Genomic DNA, 20,688 nt, shown 5'->3' with positions numbered 1-20,688 from the left:
CGCCTCTGCACACGCTCAGGCAGGGAAACGCCTTTGCCCGATGGATTCCACTGCACGAAGGATCGAATCTATCGGCTCCGAAAGATGTTTGGGGGCAATCCGGCAGCGGCGCGCTAACTCACCATCCGGAAAATGCTCCTTTTCCCAAAATGGGTCCTCGCGGAATCGATTGTGCTTACCCCGCTCGACCTTATAGCCGACCAAGGCTGGACGATCCGAGTTCAAGAGCTTCGCCATGGCCAGATGGAAAACTCGAATCCTTGGCTCCGAAGCCGGCGGCCGATCCATTGTGATGCGAAGATAGCTCTGCTCGCTATAGGAACGCCAATCGTGACCTGCAATCGAGCCCTCATTCTCAAACTGCTCCTTGATTCGCGGATCATCCGACCAAGAACACGGTTGCAGAACGATCGCGTTCTCTCCTATGCCGAGAAATTCCTGAAGCTTGTTCAAATAACGGATGATCGGACCGATGCGCTTGTCCGAGGCGAAGATCACGAACTGATGACGTTGATCGAGCCCCAACGTATGTGGATACTGGAGATACGCGGGATAGAGAAATGTATGGAGATAGAAGTAATTCCGGCGACGACCATCATCGGATGTCACCGTGGTTTCCGTTACGCGCCGAAGAAGGACCTCTCCGGTGAGCTCGTCGGCGGACAAACTCTCCAAGTCCAAGGAAACCAGGGGAAAACCGAGACACTTACACAAAAGGCATTTCGAGCTCTCAAACTCGTGTTGGTTCTCAAGCTCAATTGCGCCTAGAATGATCCTGGAATTCGGCAGTGCTGGGCCTAACAGCGCGATGTCGAAGCGATAGCTTCTTCCAAAAGGGGTTTGAACCTCATACTCGGTTTCGACCTCTTCCACGCTCTCCATCAGGTTACCAACCAAGGGGAAATCGGAAAACTCACCGCCCGGAATTGCCCACGAGATCTTGGCGCCAATCATTTTCTTCAGTTCCAGTGCCAATGCGTCCCGAGCCGGGTTATGAATCGGTGAGCGAGACTTCTGACGTTCAATCTCCTCAAAATCCGAGGTCACTTGTCGTTTCAGATCGATGTCTTGCCTACCGTCCGGCAAGTGCCTGAAGTGCGAAACCTTGGTCCTACGGTTTCCCTCCCACGCAGCTCTGACCCAGGTGACAATCCCGGACTTATCGGGAGCGCAGAAAGGCCCCAAACGTCTTGCATCCTGCCTGCTCTTTATCGTTCCAGCTTGGACCTCCTCGCTCAGAAGCCCTTTCCAGCTGTAGATCCGAAGTGCCTTCTCCATTCAACTACGACTGATTACACCTACCTAACAGCCTCAGCACCCCAATTCCAGCTCAATCGGTGACTGCCTTCAGTTGGCTCCGCGAACAATCCTCCCCCGGTTACAGTGCAAGCCCAAATCTTGCGAGAGTTTGACCACTCAAACAACTCTTCAGGTCAGGTGATGAAGTTGATTTTTACCTACTTGAGCCATTGCGCCAAGGAGCGCCTCCACTGAAATATCCGCACCAACCTTTACAGGATTGCCCACAATGCGCTGCAGCCGCTCGTCGCAATAGTGAAGCACCATCCTGATAAACCATCATGTCCGAAGACCCTAAAACAACCACTGGAACTGTCCGCTTTCACCGGGTGCTGCGCGCCAAGCCGGAGCGAGTCTACCGCGCCTTCCTTGATCCCGATGCGATGGCCAAGTGGCTGCCGCCGCACGGCTTCACTGGCAAAGTCCACCACATGGACGCGAAGGTCGGCGGCACCTACCGGATGTCCTTTACCAACTTCAATACGGGCAGCAGCCACGCCTTCGGGGGCCGCTACTTGGAACTCGACCCTTACAAGAGAATCCGCTACGACGACCAGTTCGAGGATCCGAATCTCCCGGGTACCATGATCACCACCGTGGAATTGCGCGAGGTCTTCTGCGGTGTGGAAATCAATATTGTCCAAGAAGGCATCCCGGCGGTGATCCCCCTCGAGGCCTGCTACTTGGGCTGGCAGGAATCCCTACAACTGTTAGCAAAGTTGACCGAGCCGGAGATCCCGGATCACGGCTAATCGGCCGCCCCTAACAGTCAGAATCAAGGCGGCCGGCGTCCACCTTCTATTGTTCACTCCGCCTAAGATCCATACCTCTCGTTGGGCTTCCAAATGCCACCCCACAGGTGAGTAGCACTTCACTTTTAACTTGCAATAGGCATACCCAAAAACAGATAATGTAACAACTTGAAAAAGCTTCACCTCCCCTTCCATTTCGTGTTGATCTTGGCGCTCTCAGGATGTGCCGGGACAACATTCCACCGAGTGACGGATGACAGCAAAGACGAAGGTCTGCGATACGTCGAAACCTCTACCTATTTATTAGTAACGACTGACAACAACGGCGGTGTTAAGAGTGAGATCCTGACTCTTCCAGATCGCAGCCGCCTTCATAGCGCACGGCCGTGGGCATTGATGTCGAGCAATGAAACCACCTTGACCCTCTCGGAGGGCGCGTTGGCAGGAACCTCGTCCACTCTAGACACATCCAAAGTGCCAGCCGCCATCGCCGATGCCGTGAAGACATTCGGTCCTCTGCTGGTTGGAGCCAACACCAAGGATGGAACTCCAGAAGCAAGCAAGTCTGTCCCCGGCCCGCGGTTGTTCAAGATCATGAACACTCCCAAGGGAATCGCGTTGGTCGACGCAAAGGTCACCTATCCACTAGTCCAGTTCGAGCCGTGAAAAACTTCCTAGTCAGGACACTCGCTATTGCAGCCTTCGCCCCGGCTGTTTCCTGCATTTCGGTGACCACCGTCAAAAAGGTGGCCGATCACCCCGATGCCAAGGGCCAGCGCTACTACCTTCCTCAGGTTTACCTAATCGGCAAGCCGGGCAAGGACGGCTCGATTGAATACACGAAGTTCGTCTCACGGGACGAGACCGCCGAATACGCCGTCAACACGTGGACGCTCTTTGGCAAGCATACCATGTCGCTCGACTACGAAAAGGACGCACCTGGTGTCCTGAAGAAATTCGAGACCAAACAATACACCGACACAGTTCCCGAAAAGTTCATCGGGGCCGCCGGAGAGATCGTCAAAGCAGAACTCGAGGCGCGGAAAGCCGCAGAGAAGGCACAGGACGACAAAATTGCAGCTGCATCTAAAGCTCTAGCAGAGAAGCAGTTGGCTGTGGACAAGGCTAAGATCGCCCTAGATGCCGCACCGGACGCGACAAAGCAGATCGCTTACGACCAAGCAATCGCGGAACGGGACTTCGCTCGAACCCAACTGCGGCAGCTAGTGGGTGCCAATACCAAGTCCGGAGGTGCAGCTCCAAAACCGACCGCCATGACACCAGTCGTCTACCGTTTGGAAGACGATGGAAAGGGTAGAATCCGATTGGTAAACGTGCCCTATAGGACCTTCGTGGCTAAGACAGGGGCCAAGGGCACCGAATCGAAATTCGTCAAATTGGGCAACCAGCTCGTCGTTTCGTCCTCCAAGTCACGGAAGGACAAGCCGGAAATGCCTCCCTCAGCTCCGCCTTCGGTGGGTATTTCTGGAGATTTGATCAAGCGTGTCGAAGGGCGGTTGAGCCAAAAGCCCTTGGATCTCGTTCTCGATACTCCTTTCCCTGACGTGGCCGTGAGCAGCGTGTTCCAAGTAAAGCAGCCCGACGACCAACTTCAAAGCATCGAAAAGAAACCCACCATTACTAAGACCAATCCCGACAACAGGCACTACAGCTTGCGGTTCCCGCCTGATTTCGCAGCAGGAAGCTATGAAGTGAACCTCCTCTTCAGCGGGGGCGAAAAGCCCAATGCCGAACTCCCCTACTTGTTCAAAGTGACCGTCGAATAGGCCATGCCACCGCAAATCCCTCCCGCACGCATCACCTGTCACCCCGCGTATCTTGAAGCAGCCCATCCAATCCCGGAAGAGTTCCTTCGGGACCTCTTTACCAGGGCAAGCCAGTACTTCCATGCTGCCTCCAACGGTGCCATTGAGCTGCTCTTCTCTGGACAGCCGATTCCCCGTCTTCAATTCCCCCCAGCTCCCGCTGATCCCGCGACGGTAACGGCGGCCAGGCTTCATACCGCTCTGCGGCTCGTTGCTCCGAATTCGTCCCGCCCAATTAGTCGCATTGGGCTCATTTTTGCACGTGCCTATCACTTCTTTCCCGACGAAGTGCTGGGCATCATGTTCGATCGCGGATTCGTGACCGAGGACGATCCCGCTTCAAGCTTTACCAGCATCGCTCGCGAAGGCTGTGCCGTCTTCGTGGACGCCATCATCAAGGCACGAACGGTAAACGGGAATCCGCCACAAAGCGCCCAACAAATCCGCGAAGAGATCGCATTCACCACCATCCACGAGCTCGGTCATGTCTTCAATCTGGGACATATGGGCCACCCGCAGGGGGCTCCTGCAAATTTCATGATGCCCAGCTCCGACCGACCACTTGGACGGCAGGCTGCATCAGCGTTCAGGTTCACTCCAAACCAGAGCTTGCTCCTTAGCCAGTGCTCCCGCGCCGACTATCCCTTCATTCGTCCCGGTGGATCCCGCTATGGAGACCTTGGGGCGGAATTTGATCGGAGCATCGGTGGCGAATACGACATCCCGCAAAATTTAGGTTCCGGCCCGGACCCGCGGTTGCAACTCAAAATCGACATTGCCACAGCCGAATTCACTCCACATCGCCCGGTCGAGCTGGACATTGAAATCAGCTTGGCAAAGGGACGGAGGCAACCTGTGAAGATCCCGAATCGGGTCGATTGCGGCTATCCCGACTTCAATATCTGGATAGAAGAGCCAGACGGCGAGACGCGCCGGTACCGGCCGATCAACCACTACTGCTCACTTGAGGGCGGTGGAATCTCTATTCAGCAAGGCAAGCCATTTGCTCGAGACGTAAGCATTTTCGGACAATCGGGTGGTTACACCTTCCGTAAGCCTGGCATCCATCGGATTCGGGCCGCGATGCGGACTGGAGTGAAGACACAGATCATCTCGAACATCCTTGAGGTGAATATTGCTAGTTTGGACCGCTTGAAGGACTCCGATCGCAGCCACTGGAACCTCGTTAAACAAGCAGGTCCCGCCCTCTTCTATCGTTCGGGAGTAGTGCCAGTCACAGCTTCATCGGCACTCATCACCCTCGCGGAGCAGCCGGCGAAGAAAGGGATGGGGATGGACCGAGCAGCAGCTTGCTACTCCTTGGGCCGACGCTACGCCGAGACGCAAGCGGGAGACTCCCGCTTTAAGCAAGCCAAGGAATTCCTCCGTCGGGCAGCGGATTGCGAAGAGCTTGGTTACAATCGCGTTCGCATTGCCTCACAACTTGTCCAAAAACTCAGCAGCAAATGAAACTGCTGCACTCACTTTGATCGGTTCACTCAAACAGATTCTCTTCCAGAGCATCGCTCAATATCAATGCCCGCGGCCGTGCGCTATCTCGCTCTGGATGCCGCCGTTGTTGCCAATGAATAAGTAGAGGCTTCGAGGTATCGTGGACCTTCGTCTTTGCTGACGCGTCCCTGCCGCAGCCTAGCAACGACAACCTCCCTCCTTCGCCAATCCCAACGTCGAGCGCAGTTGGTTGTCGGTGATCCGCGAGGCGAAAGACGCTCCGCGTGCCACTCAGGGACCAACGCTCGCCTATCCGGACAAGCCTGACCGCGTGCTGTGACCTGCCATTCGGTTTAGCGGCCCGCGCAAACGCGAATTGCCTCCTTCGCGAGCACGGCCCGGCATGACGGCCGGATCACTTACCACCCATATCGGTCAATGAGTCTTGCCGACTTGACCGGGAACCTGCGTTGCCCAGCATCAGATTCATACACCTTCCGCTCCCACATGAGAATCAGCAGGATCCAAATCGAGAATTTCCGAAACTTCCAGAACCTCAATGTTACGGTTGGAGATTCGATCGTCGTGTTGGGGGAGAACCAAATCGGAAAAACCAATTTCGTTTTCGCACTGCGGCTCCTGCTAGACCCTTCCCTCTCCGACAATGCTCGTCAGTTGAAACAGGAGGACTTCTGGGACGGTCTTCCTCGCCCACTCGCCGCGGATGCGAAAATCCGAATCTCGGTGGACATTGCTGATTTCGAGCACGACGAGAATCAACTCGCCGTGCTGGCGGAACACCTCGTCGAGCCAAGCCCTATGGTGTCGCGCATCACTTACGAATTTGGTCCGATTCCCGGCCTCGACCATCCGCCCGGCAAGCAAAGCGACTTCGAGTTCCTGGTCTATGGCGGAGACCGCCCAGAAAACCGCATCGGCTACGAAGTACGCAAGCGACTTCCGATGGAGGTTCTCCATGCACTGCGAGACGCCGAAGGAGACCTGGCACGGTGGAGCCGTTCCCCTCTCAGACCTCTACTCGAGGTGGCAAAGGACAAGATCGATCGCAAAGAACTCGAGCAACTCGCCAAAGGAGTCTCCGACGAGACCACCAAAATCGCAAAGCTCGACCCCATCGAGGCTCTTGCCGAGACGATAAACGCCAAATTGGAGAAAATGGCCGGCAAGCAACAGGCGATCGAAACCGCGTTTGGATTCTCGCCTGCCGATCCCGACAAGCTCCTCCGAAGTCTCCGGCTCCTTTTCGACTCTGGCACGAGGGATATCTCCGAAGCGAGTCTTGGCACCTCAAATATTCTCTACCTTGCCCTCCGGTCGTTGGATCTCGAATCCTTGGTTGCCGAGGGCGATCGTGATCACACCTACTTCTGCATTGAGGAACCAGAGGCCCACCTCCACCCACACCTACAGCGCCTGGTCTATCGGAGCTACCTCCGGCCTTGGATCGACGACGATCAGGAAGAGGACGAGGATGAGCAAGTGGACTCCGAAGGTGAGGATACGGAGGACCAGGAGGAGGGCGAGGTACTCGACGACGATGAGGCCAACGATGATTCGGAGGAAGAAGTCGAAGAATCTGATCCCGTCACTTACCTGCTGACGACGCACTCGCCTCACATTGCCAGCGTCGCTCCTGCATCGTCCATTATCCTCCTCCGAAAGAGCGGAGACGGAAAGTCCACCGTTGGAGTGTCGGGTTCTTCAATCCCGCTGTCTGAGTCGGAACGCGACGACATCGAACGCTATCTCGATGTCTCACGAGCCGAGGCGCTCTTCGCACGCGGAATCCTCTTCGTCGAGGGCGACGCCGAAAGGTTCATCGTCCCCGCGCTCGCCAGCAAAGCCGGCTACGATCTAGATGCACTGGGAATCACTGTGTGCTCTGTCGCCGGGACCAACTTTGTTCCCTACTCGAAGTATTTCGGCCCCCAAGGCCTGAACATTCCATTGGCGATCCTCACGGATCTTGATCCTTCAGCTGACGGATCGAAGACACTCGGGATACCCCGGGTCTTCGACCAAATCCTGCCAGCTCTACTTGCTGAGTTCGAGCTGCCCGAGAAACAAGCAGAAGCACTCCTCTTTGCCGAGAAGTCAGGCGTATTTCTAAACAATCACACCCTCGAGGTTGACCTGTTCCGTGCCGGCTTCTGGACGAGCATTAGCAAGACCATGCGCGAGCTTTGCCCCGTCGAGGTTGCCAAAACACGTGCGAAAAATCGGGCAGCTGCCAAGAAGCTGGAGGACGTCGATGTCTTTCTCGCCGACATCGGATACGTTGGAAAAGGCAGGTTTGCACAAAGACTCGCCAGCCACATTGAATGGTCGCCCCATTTCGGTTGTCCTCCCTACATTTTGAAAGGTATCGCCCATGTCACAGGAAACGCAAAATAAGGGCTACCAGGCAGCTGCCGATGAGATGCGGGCGAATGCACCGCAGTTTGAAGCCTATGAATCGGAGCACCATTGCGTGGTTCTCGCCGGCCCCGGCAGCGGCAAGACAAAAGTCCTGACCGCAAAGGTCGCACGGATGCTCGCTGAGGATGTTCGCCAACCGAGAGGCTTGGCCTGCCTCACCTACAGCACGCAGTGCGTGAAGGAACTCAAATCACGGCTGCAACGCTTGGGAATTGAAGCAGGGGCGCGTCTCTTCGTCGGCACAGTTCACTCCTTCTGCCTACGTGAGATTATCATTCCCTACGGTCGGATCGCGGGCCTCAACCTGCCGGATCCACTGAAAGTCGCCACTCCTGGCGAGCAGCGAAGATTGTTTGACCAAGCGGTTGCCAACATTCTCGGTGCCAATGAGAACCCGGCATTTCTCAAGACTCGGTTTGATGAGTTTCGACGCACCGTCCTTGATCGAGAAAGCCCGGAGTGGGAGGCCGAGGCCTTTCGGTTTGCAGCGATCACCTTAGATTACGAACGGCTTCTAAGGGAGGCGGGTGTGATCGACTTCGACGCAATGACCTTGGCAGGATTGGAGCTGATCAAGACCCATCCGTGGATCTGCAAGGCACTCAAAGCACGGTTTCCAATTCTGGTCGTGGACGAGTACCAGGATCTGGGAATCCCTCTTCACGAGATCGTGATGGAATTATGCATCAAGGAGGGAATCCGGCTGTTTGCGGTCGGGGATCCCGACCAATCAATCTATGGATTTACCGGTGCCAGGCCCTCATTGATGAGGCAACTCGCGGCCAGAAAAGAGGTTCAGGAGGTTCGCCTTCGCCTGAACTATCGATGCGGAAAGACCATCATTAAAGCATCGACGCTGGCACTCGGTGAGAAGCGCGAGTTTGTCTCGGCGGATGATCACGCGGGGATCGTTCAAGGCTATGAATGCCCCGGGGGCTTCGACGAACAGGTGGCCCTCGCGGTCCATACCTTGATACCCGAGGCCCTCGCCCGAAAAGAAGGCCGCATGCTCGGTGACATCGGCATACTCTATCAAAGCCAGTATGATGGCCAAGAGGTGGCTGATGCCGTTGCCGAGGCTGGAATCGAGTATGTGCGATTCGATCAAGGCAACCCCTATTCCCGAACTCCATTGATCAGTTGGTTGGAGGAGTGCGCAAGCTGGTGCGCAGGCGGATGGAAGGAAGGAGATCCTAGGCTATCCACGCTGCTGCGCTCTTGGCTCAGATTCCTTCCAAGCATCGTGCGGGACTCGGAGATCGCTGCGTGCCGTCGAGAGCTAGTCCAATTCCTTCATCAGACTAGGCAGACTGGCAGATCGCTGAATGAGTGGCTGACCTTGTTCAAAGGAAAGGGCCTGTATGAAAGAATCGCCAAGGAACCGACCATGAGCGATGAAATCGAGGCCTTCGATGCACTCTATCAGCTCACCGTAGCTAAAGGCAAGCTCGTCAAATACACCGTTGGCTACTTTGGCGGCCAGCGCGGCTCACCGAATCACCTCAATCTCACGACGATCCACAGCGCAAAAGGCCTGGAATACGATGTCGTGATCATGCTTGGATTGGAGAACGGACGGATCCCCTACTCCACGGATGACGGGCCTGACCTCAGGGAATCGAGACGTCTATTCTACGTCGCAATGACCCGTGCAAAGCACGAGGTCCATCTCCTGTGGTCGGGCTGGTTCATCCGAAAAGGAAAGACCATTACCAAGGGTCGTTCAATCTTCGTAGACGAGGTGTTGGACTCAACTGAAGAAGCTCCTCCCTAACCTCCCAGAGAAGAACTTTCGCGCGTCTACCGCGTGTGCCGCAATCCATTCTCTCCGGGGTGCCGCATCCCCCGAGAAAGGCAGCCCAATGCCGACTGGCTGAGTTCGCAGCCTCGCTGTTCGGTTGCGGCGCCCTGCGCATCATTCGACGAACGAATGCGCAAAGCCCGCGGGGCGCGGGGCAGCATGATGTCCGCCGTGCAAATGATGATGCCCGGGCTCATTCATCATCGCGACGTAGTGGTCGATCATAGCCTTGTAGGTCGCGTCGGTGTCGGAGAGACCGTTGGCGCGCCGAAAACGCCACCACATGTGGTCGATCCAACCGTGGAGCTTCCAGAACCTCGCGTTCTCAAGATTGACCTTGGGATCCCCGAGGTTGATCGGGCTATTCTCGTCGGTCCATCGGTTGTGGAGATAGTTATGGATGCCGCGCCGGGGATCCTCATGACGGTGAAGCGGATCATCCGCAACCGGATCAAGGTTGGTCTCAACGAACATTCCGAAGTCATCCTCGCTAGCAAAGGGTTCTCCGGGAGCTTCAATCCGAAGGAGAGCTGCCGCTCGGTTCGAATCGAATTCGCTGCCATCCGTGACGGGATCCTCGACATCTCGGGGGTCAAGAGGAGGACGCGCCCACCCTCGGAAAAAATGCATGTGTTGTGGGAAGTTCCGCAGCAATAAAATGAGCATCGCTCGATGCATCGAGAGGAATTCCAACCCGTTCCCAGCCTCTCCTTCCTGGATCTCGGCACGCTGCCATCCCTGCTGCTCGGCATACTCTACCATCTCGGCGGCAGCGGTATTTCCCTGAGCGGCCAAGACGCGCCAGAAATCCCAGCGCCGGACGAAATGCCATTCGTCGTGGTGAGCGCCCCATTCGCGGGCCCGCATCCATTCCACGATCTCCATCGGAATCGCTTCATCTGCCATAACAACACCATCAATTCATGACAACCTTGGTGAATCACCGGAAATATGCGTCATTTTCTCGGTGCACCATCGCTGCCTCCGGATCCCGGCGTTCGCCCCCCAAAAACCTCGATCAAATCGGTTGGAGTTGCAGGCCGCTTCACTTCGACAAAGATCGGGCACCGACAGTCGGTAGACCTTCCGGTACCAAGGCAGCCCACCGCAAATCGAACGCACCCACAATCGCATGACCCCTGAAGCCAGCGGTGCCGATGAGGCAGAGAACGAAGCAGAAGATCCCGTGGAGCGTCTCGGGCGCTACATCGACACCTTGCCCGATATTCTTGAGGCTTTCGAGACCAAACACCCGAACTGGCCCGAGGGGATGCTTCTGATGCTACTCGAATGGGGTTTGCTGAGGCTTCGCGATTGCATCGAAGACAAGACCGATCCCGAAATTTCTTGGGAGCATCCGTTTGTAGAGCTCCAGTTCCATGTCGATTGTGAAACAGTTGGCGATCCCCTCAAGGAGGGAACCTTTTCATTGAATACTGGAAAGCTAACGATCTCCGATGTCCGCGATGACGAAACGGCATCAAAGGCCCTCTCCGAGCTGATGGTGCGCCACCTCGAAATTATCACCCTCGCCGATCTTACCCAAGGGATGGCGATGATCCAATCGGACGAAGGCTTTATCCCCTTCTTCCCGGCGGAGCACATCGACGAAATCCGGGCCATCGAGGATGGGGTCGCTCGCGACAGGGCGATCATCAAGGCCCTTCGACCTCTCTCATTCGGCGCCGGAACAATCGAATATGACGACTTGAAGCCGGAGGATGATGAGCCTGTTGCAGTCAGTGAGGACGTCCTGCAACAGCTCGAATCCATTCAAGCACCCTTGGTCGTCCTTCCAATCGAACCGGTTGCGGAGCGGCTGAGACTAATCACAATTTTCGAGATCCACCCTTTCGTCTTCATCCCTGAGAAATCGGCTGGCTATTTTCCAATTGTGGTCGGTCTCGCGGCCCAAGCCCTAGGACAGGAAGCTGTCTCCTTGGAATTCTTCGAAGATCCTTGGGCGGATCTTGCACGATGGCCTGAGGACTATAGGCAAGGCATTTGGGATCGCCTGCAATCGAAGCTGGCCGACGAACTCGCTTCGGTAGGAATGGGCCACCAGGAGACCGAAATGGTCATGGTATCGTTAGAGGCCGCGATCTCGATTCATGTCCCGAAGGAACGAATTGCTGAGATCATCTCCAAATTCACCGAGGATGCCCAGACCCTAGACGCGAACGCAAACATCAGCATCTCGATCCGCGCGGCGGCAATGGCCGAAGAACACCGCATCGGGTGGAGGCAACTTGTCGATCGGGTCGATGCCTCCACGTCTGCTGCCGACAAGGGTGTAGCCTTGGAAGAACTTGCTGCAGCGCTGTTCGCATCCGTGGACGGATTCGGGATTTCCTCCAACGTCCGCACTCAAACGGAGGAGATAGATCTGTGGATCGAGAACAATGTCGAAAAACCGCCATTAGCCCGCGAAGGCACCGAGATCCTCGTCGAGTGCAAGAACTGGAGCGGAAAGGTCGGCAAGAACGAGCTCGTGGTTTTCCGTGACAAAATGAGGAACCGCGGAGGCCGCTGCACCCTCGGCTTCTTGCTCTCTTGGAACGGATTCGCCGACACCGTCACCAAGGAACTACTGCGGGGTTCCACCGAAAGCCTCGTGGTAGTTCTCTTAGATGCAACAGCCATCAGGCTCGCGGTGGAATCGGGCGACTTCATGTCCGTGATCTTAGCAGAGCGGCGGCGGGCACTGTCGATCTGAGTCTGCCTCCGCTCCGCGCAATCGGTTGGCCTCACCTTTCGAAATGCGGACCCAGCAGCGAAGCAAGGAATCACTGCGCGGACCTTTGATCTGTTGGCAGCCGTAGGACGGACCGGGGGAGTTTTCGATTGCAGAGCACGCCGCCGAGTGACGGCCCTCAGATTGCCGACGCTGCAGAGATCTTACCATTTGAGCCTCGACGATCTCATAGTGGGCGAGGAGCTACATCGGAAGCAATTGGGGCCATGCCAAGCGCTTGGCTAGCAGTTCGGCCTCCAGCCAATGAGCGAGATCATCCCCCGCCCGACGTCCGCTGCATTCCCAGAGAAAGAAAGCTCGCTCTCGAATCGACTGCTCAGAAGGCATCACCCCATCAATAAAATTAGTCGAGATTCTGGGCTTCGAAGGACCATAGAGCCAATCACAAACCAGTCCGAGGCTTCCCGATGTCTCATTTGTTGCAATCGCATCTGCAAAATGGAGTGCCTCAATGTAGTCGAAGTCCAACTTTGTGTTGATGAACTCTTTCCCCAACCTAGTGCCGACTTCGTATTTCATCATGAATAGTAACTTGGCAGCCAAGTGACTTCGTTGAAGCCGATACGCGAGCCATTCATGATTCAGTCCTGATTCGGCCCCTACAATGTAGACTTCCCGATCTGCTGGGTCGCCGTGGTCCCTTCTTACGAAAGCTTGGATGAGCTTCTCGTTGTGTAGAAGGTCGACAAAGAGTGGTCCTACGTCGATTCCAGCGCCGACGCGACGCTTCACCTCGCGAGCATACTCCGGATAGGACACCGAGAAATTCCTGCACTCATCAGCCATAGCGTCGGTAGAATCGACTTCGCGCTCCGCTCTGCTTCTCTGGATTGCAGGATCCCCCTCACTAGCCACCGCCACATTGCCATTCTTCCAAAGTTCTCGCATTCGATATGTTAGATCATCATCGATTGGTGAGGCTGTGGGGACACCCATGCGCACTTCCTTTCTGAGTAGCTCGCCGATGTGCGTCCAAATCTCGACGTGGTCAGAAAACTCAAAGAGTTTTCGCTGTGCCACGCCCCATTCTTGGGCACCTCGACCAGTGCTAAATTCATACGCCAAGGTGTCGATTACGACGAAAGTGTAACCAGCCTCCCTGAGTAAACGCAGACGGTTACAGTTCCTAGCCTCTGCTTGGAGGAAGCTCTTATCGAGAATGATTCGACGGCTCATAGGTTGAAAATCGGGCCTTCAATCGCGGGGCACGGGTCTCCGTCCGAATTCAAGTTGCGCAAGGGGGATCCGCTCGAACTCCGACGGTCTGCTGACGTCCGCTCTTCAGAGCGCCAGCGGAGGGGCATACACCACTCTAAAACCAACTTCGGGCTTGGATTTGACAGGCCCATTGCTGGAGCGATAATTTGCGGTTCCCCAAGGGTGCTCCTGATTAATTGAGCCTCCTCTCTGGGCACGCGGATGAATCCCTGAGCACGAGATATCGTTGGTAGATTTGAAACTGTTCAAGCACCACTGGCGCACATTTCCGACCATATCCAAAGCTCCACATTTAGCGGCTCCGGCGGGATACAGCCCGACTGCGGTAAACCGTCCAATGCCAGCTTCTTTCAAGTTGCTCCGGGACGGATCCCACTCACCCCAAGGGAATGCCTTACCGTTGGCTTCACCCATCGCTGCCCATTGCCATTCCCACTCGTGGGGTAATCGGATGGACCATCCGTCTGCTCGCTCCGGAAGCGTATCCCTAGGCACGCTAGTCGTCAGCCATCTGGAAAAGGCTACGGCTGCGTGCCAAGAGACGCCTGAAGCCGGGAAATTTGATGCTGTTTGGGAACCCGTTGCCAACACTTCGCGGTCTACGTTCTCAAAGTCGTGCCACCATTGATCGTTCGATGCTCCGTTCTCTGCTTCTTCGAAAGCATGGAACTGCGAGAAGGTGATAGGATACTTCGACATGAAGAAGCCATGAAGATTGAACTCGCCAAAGACGGCCCCTTGGTGGTCCCGAAACTCTGCACGCTGCACCGCTCCGATATCGACCCAACACCATTCAAGGTCGGGAATGCCAAGTCTACAGCCCACGCCGGTCCGCGGATCACCAAGCATCGCTAACTGTTGGCCGATGAATTCTCGACGATAGTGGTCGATCTTGTCCAACTGGAGCTCGGTTATTAGATGGGTCGATTCGGGTTGGGAAAAGTCAATTTCAATCTGGCTTAGTCGAGGGTCGAGCCGCGCCAGCATGGCTTGGACTTCCGGTTTCTCTCCCCTCCACAAATAGTCGTGGCTCCTCCCGCTCGCCTCCCATTGGCTCGCGGCAGCGCGCAACTGCCGGAGCAAAAGGAAATCGCCCTGCATCAACTCAATCCATTTCGCCAAACGCGCCCAACTCTTGAGCAGCGCCTCGTGGGCAACCTCAATTTGTCCGTCTTGGTCGCCCTCGCTAGTTGTCAGGAGCCGGGCACCAACGAACGAGTCGATGAAGGCGCGCTCATTGTCGGATCGCCCAACCTCGCTGATGAGCGCCCGGCGCCTGGTAGCCACGCCGCGCTCATCGATCTCAATGAGCTCGCGGAAGACCCTCTGCAGGCATTTCTCCTTCTGCATTGTGGTGAGCGTCAGTTCCGCAAATGCCTGCTCAGCTCGCTTGCCGATAGCACCTTGAACGCCACCCAGACTTTCATAGTCGGTGATCGCCAAGGTCCGATCAGTACGGCGCAGGCTTATGAGATAGAGTTCGTCCAATGCATAGGCCATTAGGGCGAGCGACCCTGGTTCTCGGCCAGTGTCGTCAAGAACCCTAGACGTCAAACCCTCCTCAAAATCTATGCAGGCGCGTAGTGCAGGACGGGCGATCATATCCAGCAGGGTGTCCGTTGGAGTCGACAGCGGAAACTGGCCATTCTCAAGTAGGCGCGAAAGCTCGGGGATATCGACACATTTGTGGTAGAAATCAGATCGAACTGTGACGACCCATCGGATGGAAGGATTTGGGACGGCCAATAGATCGACAAAGGCTAGCCGGCTAGCCGCACTGACGCTTGTGAAGATCTCTTCGAACTGGTCGACGAAAACGACCACTTTCCTTCCGTCTGTGGCTAGGGAGGCGACTCGCTCTCCGAAAGCATTCGCATCGTGCCGGAGTATGTCAGCCAAGGTCGCAGGGTCGTCATCGATCAGAGGCGCGAGCTTGGCAGCGAGTCCTAGGAAGGGATCATTTCCTACTTCTGCCGGCGAGAACCGCAGGCCCCGCCATTGCCTTATAGTCGAGTCAAAGGCCGGGACATGCCAACGGGAGCTATCTTCCACCGCGCCCGCCGCGAGCCGTGGCAGCAGGCCGGCGCCAACCAGCGACGACTTGCCTGATCCACTCGCGCCCATGATAATGAGAACTGGCCAAACCGCAACCAACCTTAAGAGATCGTCGGTTTCGCGTCCTCGCCCGAAGAAAATGGGCGCATCGTTGGTTGTGAAGGCTCGCAGTCCGGGGAAGGGAGAACCTTCCCAAGCCGGTGCAAGTTTTTCGTTTTCGCCCCACGTCTTAGACATTCGGCGTGCTACGATTGCAAGAAGGTGATCCCGCAACTTGTCGGCAAAGTCAGATGGCTTGTCGTAGGTATTGTAGGAAAATTTCGCGTGACCGCTGGCATCATGGAATGACTGAAAGAACTCTTTGACCTTGCGGTACTGCGCCTGCTTCTCGGGAAGGATTGGATCATCGAGATCTAAGAGCACTCGTTCCGTGCGCCGATAGATGAGGACGTCTCCGCCTCCCTGCATGGCATCCTCCAATTCATACAAGGTGCCAGATCCGTAGCTTACTCCGTCCAGCTCGAAAGGGGTTCCAATTCTAGACCAGAGGATCCCAATGGTGATGTCGCATTCGGAAGGCTTAGGCAGGTCTCGATCGAGCGAAGCTTGAGGCACCATCTTGGCATCTAGGCCCGGCGCGCTTGGAATATCCCATGCAACCAACTCAAAGGACATCGAGCGGTGAAGAAGCGGATTGTAAGGAAGATTGTCGATCACCTCCTTGGCCACGATACGTTCGTTAGCCACGTCGCCCGGTGACGAGAGAAAGATTCTTAGGTGAGGCATGGTGAGCAAACGTGAGGCTTACAATGATGAGAACCACACTGTCTTCCAAGGGTCAAGGACGCGCGACCACCGGGACTCAAATGGCTGGCATCAGATTTAATGTTGCCGGAACCAGGACGTGGACTGACCTGAGAATGCCCAAACTCGTTTGCTGAGAGGCTCCCCCCATGTCCCCTGGCTCCGTAGTTGACAGAACCGGTGGATTGGCCTTCAGGAAGTGGCAACTTCTGGCAGCCTAGACCCACAATCATCAACTTTCATCACTCTCCCCATCGATGAATCCACCTCTGATCCGAGCGCGACACATTGCTGAGTGGTCAGGAAGTCCTGGCGCCAAGTCGCTCCTCCCAGAGCTGATATCTCGCCTAATCATTGCAACCGTGCCTCGGGGGAATCTCTCGAAATGTCATTTCCCTTCTGAGGGGGAAGTGCATCGGCCTGGTTACGATGGAACCAGTGTCAGTCAATCCACAACACCCTTTGTCCCGCAGGGAGTTGCATTTTGGGAACTGGGAACCTCAAAAGCTGAGTCGAAGGCCAATGATGACTACGACAAGAGGGTTGCGGAACATCGCGAGCGGATCGCCAAAGGAGAAACTGAGGACCTAAGCAAAGCCACATTCGTGGCTCTTTCAGCCGTAGACTGGCACGACCCCAAGCCAAAGAAAAAGGCGACAAAGAAGGCCGCGAAAAAGACTCGGGCGAAAAAGGCCGCTAAGTCAGCAAAAACTGCGAGGCCGTTACTCGGAAAGACAGGCTGGGAGAAAGCTAAATTACAAGAGGGGGTCTTTGGACAGGTCGTGGCGCTTGATTCGAGCAACTTGGAGGAGTGGTTGCGTGAGGCGCCTTCTGTCGCCTTTTGGCTGGCAAATGAGATGGGACGCCCTGTCTCTGGAGCAAACGATGTTTCAACGTATTGGAATCGAATTCAGGCCGGGCTAACAATCCAATTGTCTCCCGCAACACTTCTCGCGAGCCGCAATGGTGTGGCTGATCGTATTCGTGAATGGGCCGAGGGATCCGCGAGCGATCTCACAGTCAGGTGTCACTCCCCGCATGAATTGGTCGCGTTTTTCTGCGCATGGTGTGAGAATCTGCCGATACTGGAGAAGACGGCGATTCATGCTAGGTCCGTAGTTGTCGACGATAGGGAGACTTGGAAAACCTTGGTCGGCAGCCCGAATCCGATGCTTCTGATCGTCTCACCACTCTTGCGCGTTGAGGCAGAAGACGTCTCCGCGGCGATCCTAGCTGGCCACTCCGTATTGCGCCAAGCAGGCGTAAGGGCTTCTTCACCCGGAAGTTCGGATCCGATTCTGGAACGAATCCGAGAGGCAGATCTTGTTCAATCGCTTGAAGCCGGTGGTGTTCATCGCATCGAGGCGCAGAGAATTGCCCGCGACTCAGGTGGAATGTTCACCATTCTTCGCAGGATTCGCTCAAAGCACCAAGTTACTGCAGAGCCAGCGTGGGCAAAGAGCGAGATTCTGGCTTCACTCCTGTTGGCTGGAGCATGGGAAGATGAGCGAGAAAATGATTTGGAGGCTTTGGTCACAATCTCGGGCCGAAGCTACTCCAGCCTTCGCGAAGAAGCGAATAGGTGGAGCATAGAGTCTGACGATCCACCAATCTCACTCATCATTTCTGGCCGGGGCCAAAATCCTCGATATTGGCGTTTCCAATCGTCCTTGGACGCTTGGCAGTTTCTCCACCGGCTGTGGAGCCCTAAGTTGCTTAGCCGATTCCAAACTGAAACAATAGCTATTCTAACCGACGATGACCCAGCCCTCACGTTAGCCCCTGAAGATCGTCCGATGGCGTCCTTGAAGGGCAAAGCCCGGAAATATTCCGGGCATCTACGCAAAGGTGTGGCGCAGATCCTAGCCGTTTGTGCCTCGAGGCAGAATGAGCTCGGTGAAGACCTAGGTTACGATTATCAGAGACTGGCCTCGGATGTCGTAGCCTCGGTATTGCCCGCTGGCGCGAGCTGGATGCGTTGGGCCTCGCTTTCGAATGAGCTGCGACTGTTGATGGAAGCAGCGCCTGACGAGTTCTTGACGGCAATAGAGTCGGATTTGGATTCCGCTGACCCTCAGCTTGCCGAGCTGATTCGCCAAGAGACTAGCGGGATTTACGGAAGGGCCCATCATTCCGGGCTTCTTTGGGCCTTAGAGGCAGCGGCTTGGGCGCCTGACAACTTTGAACGCGTTGCTGCGATTATAACGAGACTATCGGAACTTGATCCCGGAGGCACCTGGGCAAACAGACCGATAGAAAGTGTGACAGGTCTTTTTTTTTGCCGAAGGAGCCAGAGCATCACTGACGTAGGAACTCGGCTTGGCGTGTTGAGAACACTTCAACAGCGCTTCCCCGCGTCAACGTGGACGCTCCTTAAGAAACTCGTTCCTCGCTCGGGGCGGGTGGTGATGTGGCCGAGCACAAAACCCATCTATCGAAATTGGGCTGCTGTGATCGAGGAGGATCTAACGAAAGACGATCTCCTGGAATTTGCATCTGGGGTAGTTGATCTGCTCATCGAGGGAGCCGAAGGAAGCGACGAGAAGTGGCTTTCGCTCTTTGAGATTATTGGTTCAATTTATTTTATCTCGAGGCCCCTTTACCAAAAGATTCTCGGTAGACTGCAAGACCATTTGCACAAGGGGACCTCCACGAACGAGAGGAAGGTGTGGTGGAAGAAACTAAATTCGTTCATCTCCGATCAAACCCGCTTTGAGGAAGGCGAATGGCAATTTTCGCCTGAGGAGATTGCGAAGTGGAAACAGACTTTGACGGAGTTGTCGGTGAAGGATCCTATTGTTCTTCTTGGGCCCCTTTTTGGGGAAGATGCACTAGACTACTCTGACGATTCTCTGCCCTACGAGGAGCAGAGGCAGCAGCTTCTCGTCCAACGGATGGCAGCACTAAGAAACCTTTTCGACCAGTCGGGGACTGAGGGCATAGTCGAAGTGTTGAAATCGGTGGAGGACCCTTTTGGACTGGGTTGGGCGATGGCATGTGAGCTAGGCGATGTTTGTTTGACGGAGGTAATTCCCAAATGGTTAACGGACGAAGACCCGAAGGTGGTTAAAGGCGCCCGCAATTATTTAGCACAAAGGGTTTCTCAGAATGGATCAGAGTGGGCGCGCCAATTGCCGACGGAAAGCTGGACTCCTCAGCAGCAAGCTCTTCTTGCACTAGCGACGCCCATAGATCAATCCAGCTGGACGTGGGTCGAGAATAGAGGCGAAGCAGTGGGAGCAGAGTATTGGGCCCAAGTGTACGCTTGGGGAAGTAGCGACCTCACTGAAGAAGAAGCCACTTACGGGTGTGAGAAGCTTGTGAAGTCCGGCCGAGAGTGGGACGCGCTTCATTTCGTTATGAGTTGCGATGCTGTCACGAAGAACAAGATCTCCGCTCCGATCTTGGCCGCGCTATCGGGTATTCTTGCTTCAGGATCGGAAGCTCGAGGCACCATGGATGCCTATAGACTTCAAGAGAGCATCAAGTTACTTGAGGGCAATGTTGACCAACTCGGTCTAGAGGAAGTTGCCAATTGGGAATTCGCCTTTCTCTCGCTTTTGGACCGGCGCTCGTTCTCTCCTGTTGCGCTCGAACGCCGCCTCTCTACGGAGCCCGCGTATTTTGTTGAAACCCTTGCTAAGCTGTATTTTCCGCTCGATGACGTTCCCGAGCACGAAATGGCGGACGATGAGGAAGGGGAGGCACCCTTTCTGGCAAGTGGCGAAACTCCAGAGCCGCGCCCAGAACCGTCCGAAATTCAAAGGCTAACAGCGCGAAACGTCTATCAGCTGTTAGATAATTGGTCCCTTATCCCCGGAAGTCTTTCGGGGAATCAAATCGATGAGAAGGCACTTTCAGCATGGGTGATCGAATCCCGACGCATTGCTACCGAAGCAAAGTTGCTACGCGTCTGTGACTCGCATATCGGCCAGCTGTTCGCCAAATCTCCACTTGGTGAAGACTCCGCGATTCCCCACGAAGCAGTGAGAACAGTGCTCGAAGAAATTCGGGCAGATCGCGTCGATCGCGGTTTGGAAATAGGCATTCATAACCTTCGCCGTTCTTACAGCAAAGATCTTTACGAGGGGGGAAACCAAGAACGAAAACTTGCAGAGCGATTTCGTGGGTTCGCTGATCTCTGCAAGAAATGGCCCCGCACCCGGAGAATCCTCCAACGTGTGAGCAAAGACTACCTTTCGCAGGCGGTTAAGGAAGACGGTCGAGCAAGAGGCCGGCGATGAGCTGCTTGCTGATTTCTTCGTTCTTGCCTCTGCTGCCTTCCGG

12 protein-coding genes are annotated in these 20,688 nt (G+C 55.4%); 8 read left to right on the top strand and 4 right to left on the bottom strand.

What is annotated here, in order from left to right:
- Positions 1-15: 15 nt before the first annotated feature.
- Positions 16-1,047 (bottom strand): hypothetical protein, encoded by a 1,032-nt coding sequence (locus KBB96_RS04870; protein WP_211632952.1) that lies wholly within the window; start codon positions 1,045-1,047, stop codon positions 16-18.
- Between the two features lie 533 nt (positions 1,048-1,580).
- Here KBB96_RS04870 and KBB96_RS04865 point away from each other — a divergent pair.
- The 6 genes from KBB96_RS04865 to KBB96_RS04840 all read left to right on the top strand — a co-directional run bounded on the left by KBB96_RS04865 (position 1,581) and on the right by KBB96_RS04840 (position 9,542).
- Positions 1,581-2,051: an SRPBCC family protein gene (locus KBB96_RS04865; RefSeq protein WP_211632950.1), complete on the top strand. Its 471-nt coding sequence runs from the start codon at positions 1,581-1,583 to the stop codon at positions 2,049-2,051.
- A 168-nt stretch (positions 2,052-2,219) separates the two neighbouring features.
- Positions 2,220-2,717: a hypothetical protein gene (locus tag KBB96_RS04860; protein WP_211632948.1), complete on the top strand. Its 498-nt coding sequence runs from the start codon at positions 2,220-2,222 to the stop codon at positions 2,715-2,717.
- Positions 2,714-3,838, top strand: coding sequence for an ATP synthase subunit B family protein (locus KBB96_RS04855; protein ID WP_211632946.1), 1,125 nt, complete (start codon positions 2,714-2,716; stop codon positions 3,836-3,838). The genes KBB96_RS04860 and KBB96_RS04855 overlap by 4 nt, the downstream gene beginning before the upstream one ends.
- Positions 3,839-3,841: 3 nt before the next feature.
- Positions 3,842-5,347 carry a zinc metalloprotease gene (locus KBB96_RS04850; RefSeq protein WP_211632943.1) on the top strand — a complete coding sequence of 502 codons (1,506 nt, stop codon included), beginning with the start codon at positions 3,842-3,844 and terminating at the stop codon, positions 5,345-5,347.
- Between the two features lie 489 nt (positions 5,348-5,836).
- Positions 5,837-7,744, top strand: a complete 1,908-nt coding sequence (locus KBB96_RS04845; RefSeq protein ID WP_211632940.1) for an ATP-dependent nuclease — start codon at positions 5,837-5,839, stop codon at positions 7,742-7,744.
- Positions 7,722-9,542, top strand: a complete 1,821-nt coding sequence (locus tag KBB96_RS04840) for an ATP-dependent helicase (protein ID WP_211632937.1) — start codon at positions 7,722-7,724, stop codon at positions 9,540-9,542. The genes KBB96_RS04845 and KBB96_RS04840 overlap by 23 nt, the downstream gene beginning before the upstream one ends.
- A gap of 141 nt (positions 9,543-9,683) precedes the next feature.
- On the opposite strand, the gene KBB96_RS04835 is transcribed toward KBB96_RS04840, so the two are convergent.
- Positions 9,684-10,475, bottom strand: coding sequence for a hypothetical protein (locus KBB96_RS04835; protein WP_211632935.1), 792 nt, complete (start codon positions 10,473-10,475; stop codon positions 9,684-9,686).
- A gap of 226 nt (positions 10,476-10,701) precedes the next feature.
- Here KBB96_RS04835 and KBB96_RS04830 point away from each other — a divergent pair, with 226 nt between their 5' ends.
- Positions 10,702-12,285, top strand: a complete 1,584-nt coding sequence (locus tag KBB96_RS04830) for a restriction endonuclease (protein WP_211632933.1) — start codon at positions 10,702-10,704, stop codon at positions 12,283-12,285.
- A gap of 222 nt (positions 12,286-12,507) precedes the next feature.
- On the opposite strand, the gene KBB96_RS04825 is transcribed toward KBB96_RS04830, so the two are convergent.
- The gene (locus tag KBB96_RS04825) at positions 12,508-13,500 is read right to left on the bottom strand and encodes a DUF2934 domain-containing protein (protein WP_211632931.1); all 993 of its coding nucleotides are present in this window, start codon (positions 13,498-13,500) and stop codon (positions 12,508-12,510) included.
- 105 nt (positions 13,501-13,605) lie between these two features.
- Positions 13,606-16,344 carry an nSTAND1 domain-containing NTPase gene (locus KBB96_RS04820; protein WP_211632928.1) on the bottom strand — a complete coding sequence of 913 codons (2,739 nt, stop codon included), beginning with the start codon at positions 16,342-16,344 and terminating at the stop codon, positions 13,606-13,608.
- 467 nt (positions 16,345-16,811) lie between these two features.
- Here KBB96_RS04820 and KBB96_RS04815 point away from each other — a divergent pair, with 467 nt between their 5' ends.
- Positions 16,812-20,645: a hypothetical protein gene (locus tag KBB96_RS04815; protein WP_211632926.1), complete on the top strand. Its 3,834-nt coding sequence runs from the start codon at positions 16,812-16,814 to the stop codon at positions 20,643-20,645.
- Positions 20,646-20,688: the final 43 nt, after the last annotated feature.

This window comes from Luteolibacter ambystomatis (assembly GCF_018137965.1).
Taxonomy (GTDB): Bacteria; Verrucomicrobiota; Verrucomicrobiia; order Verrucomicrobiales; family Akkermansiaceae; genus Luteolibacter; species Luteolibacter ambystomatis.
This window is presented reverse-complemented; position numbering and strand designations above follow the sequence as displayed.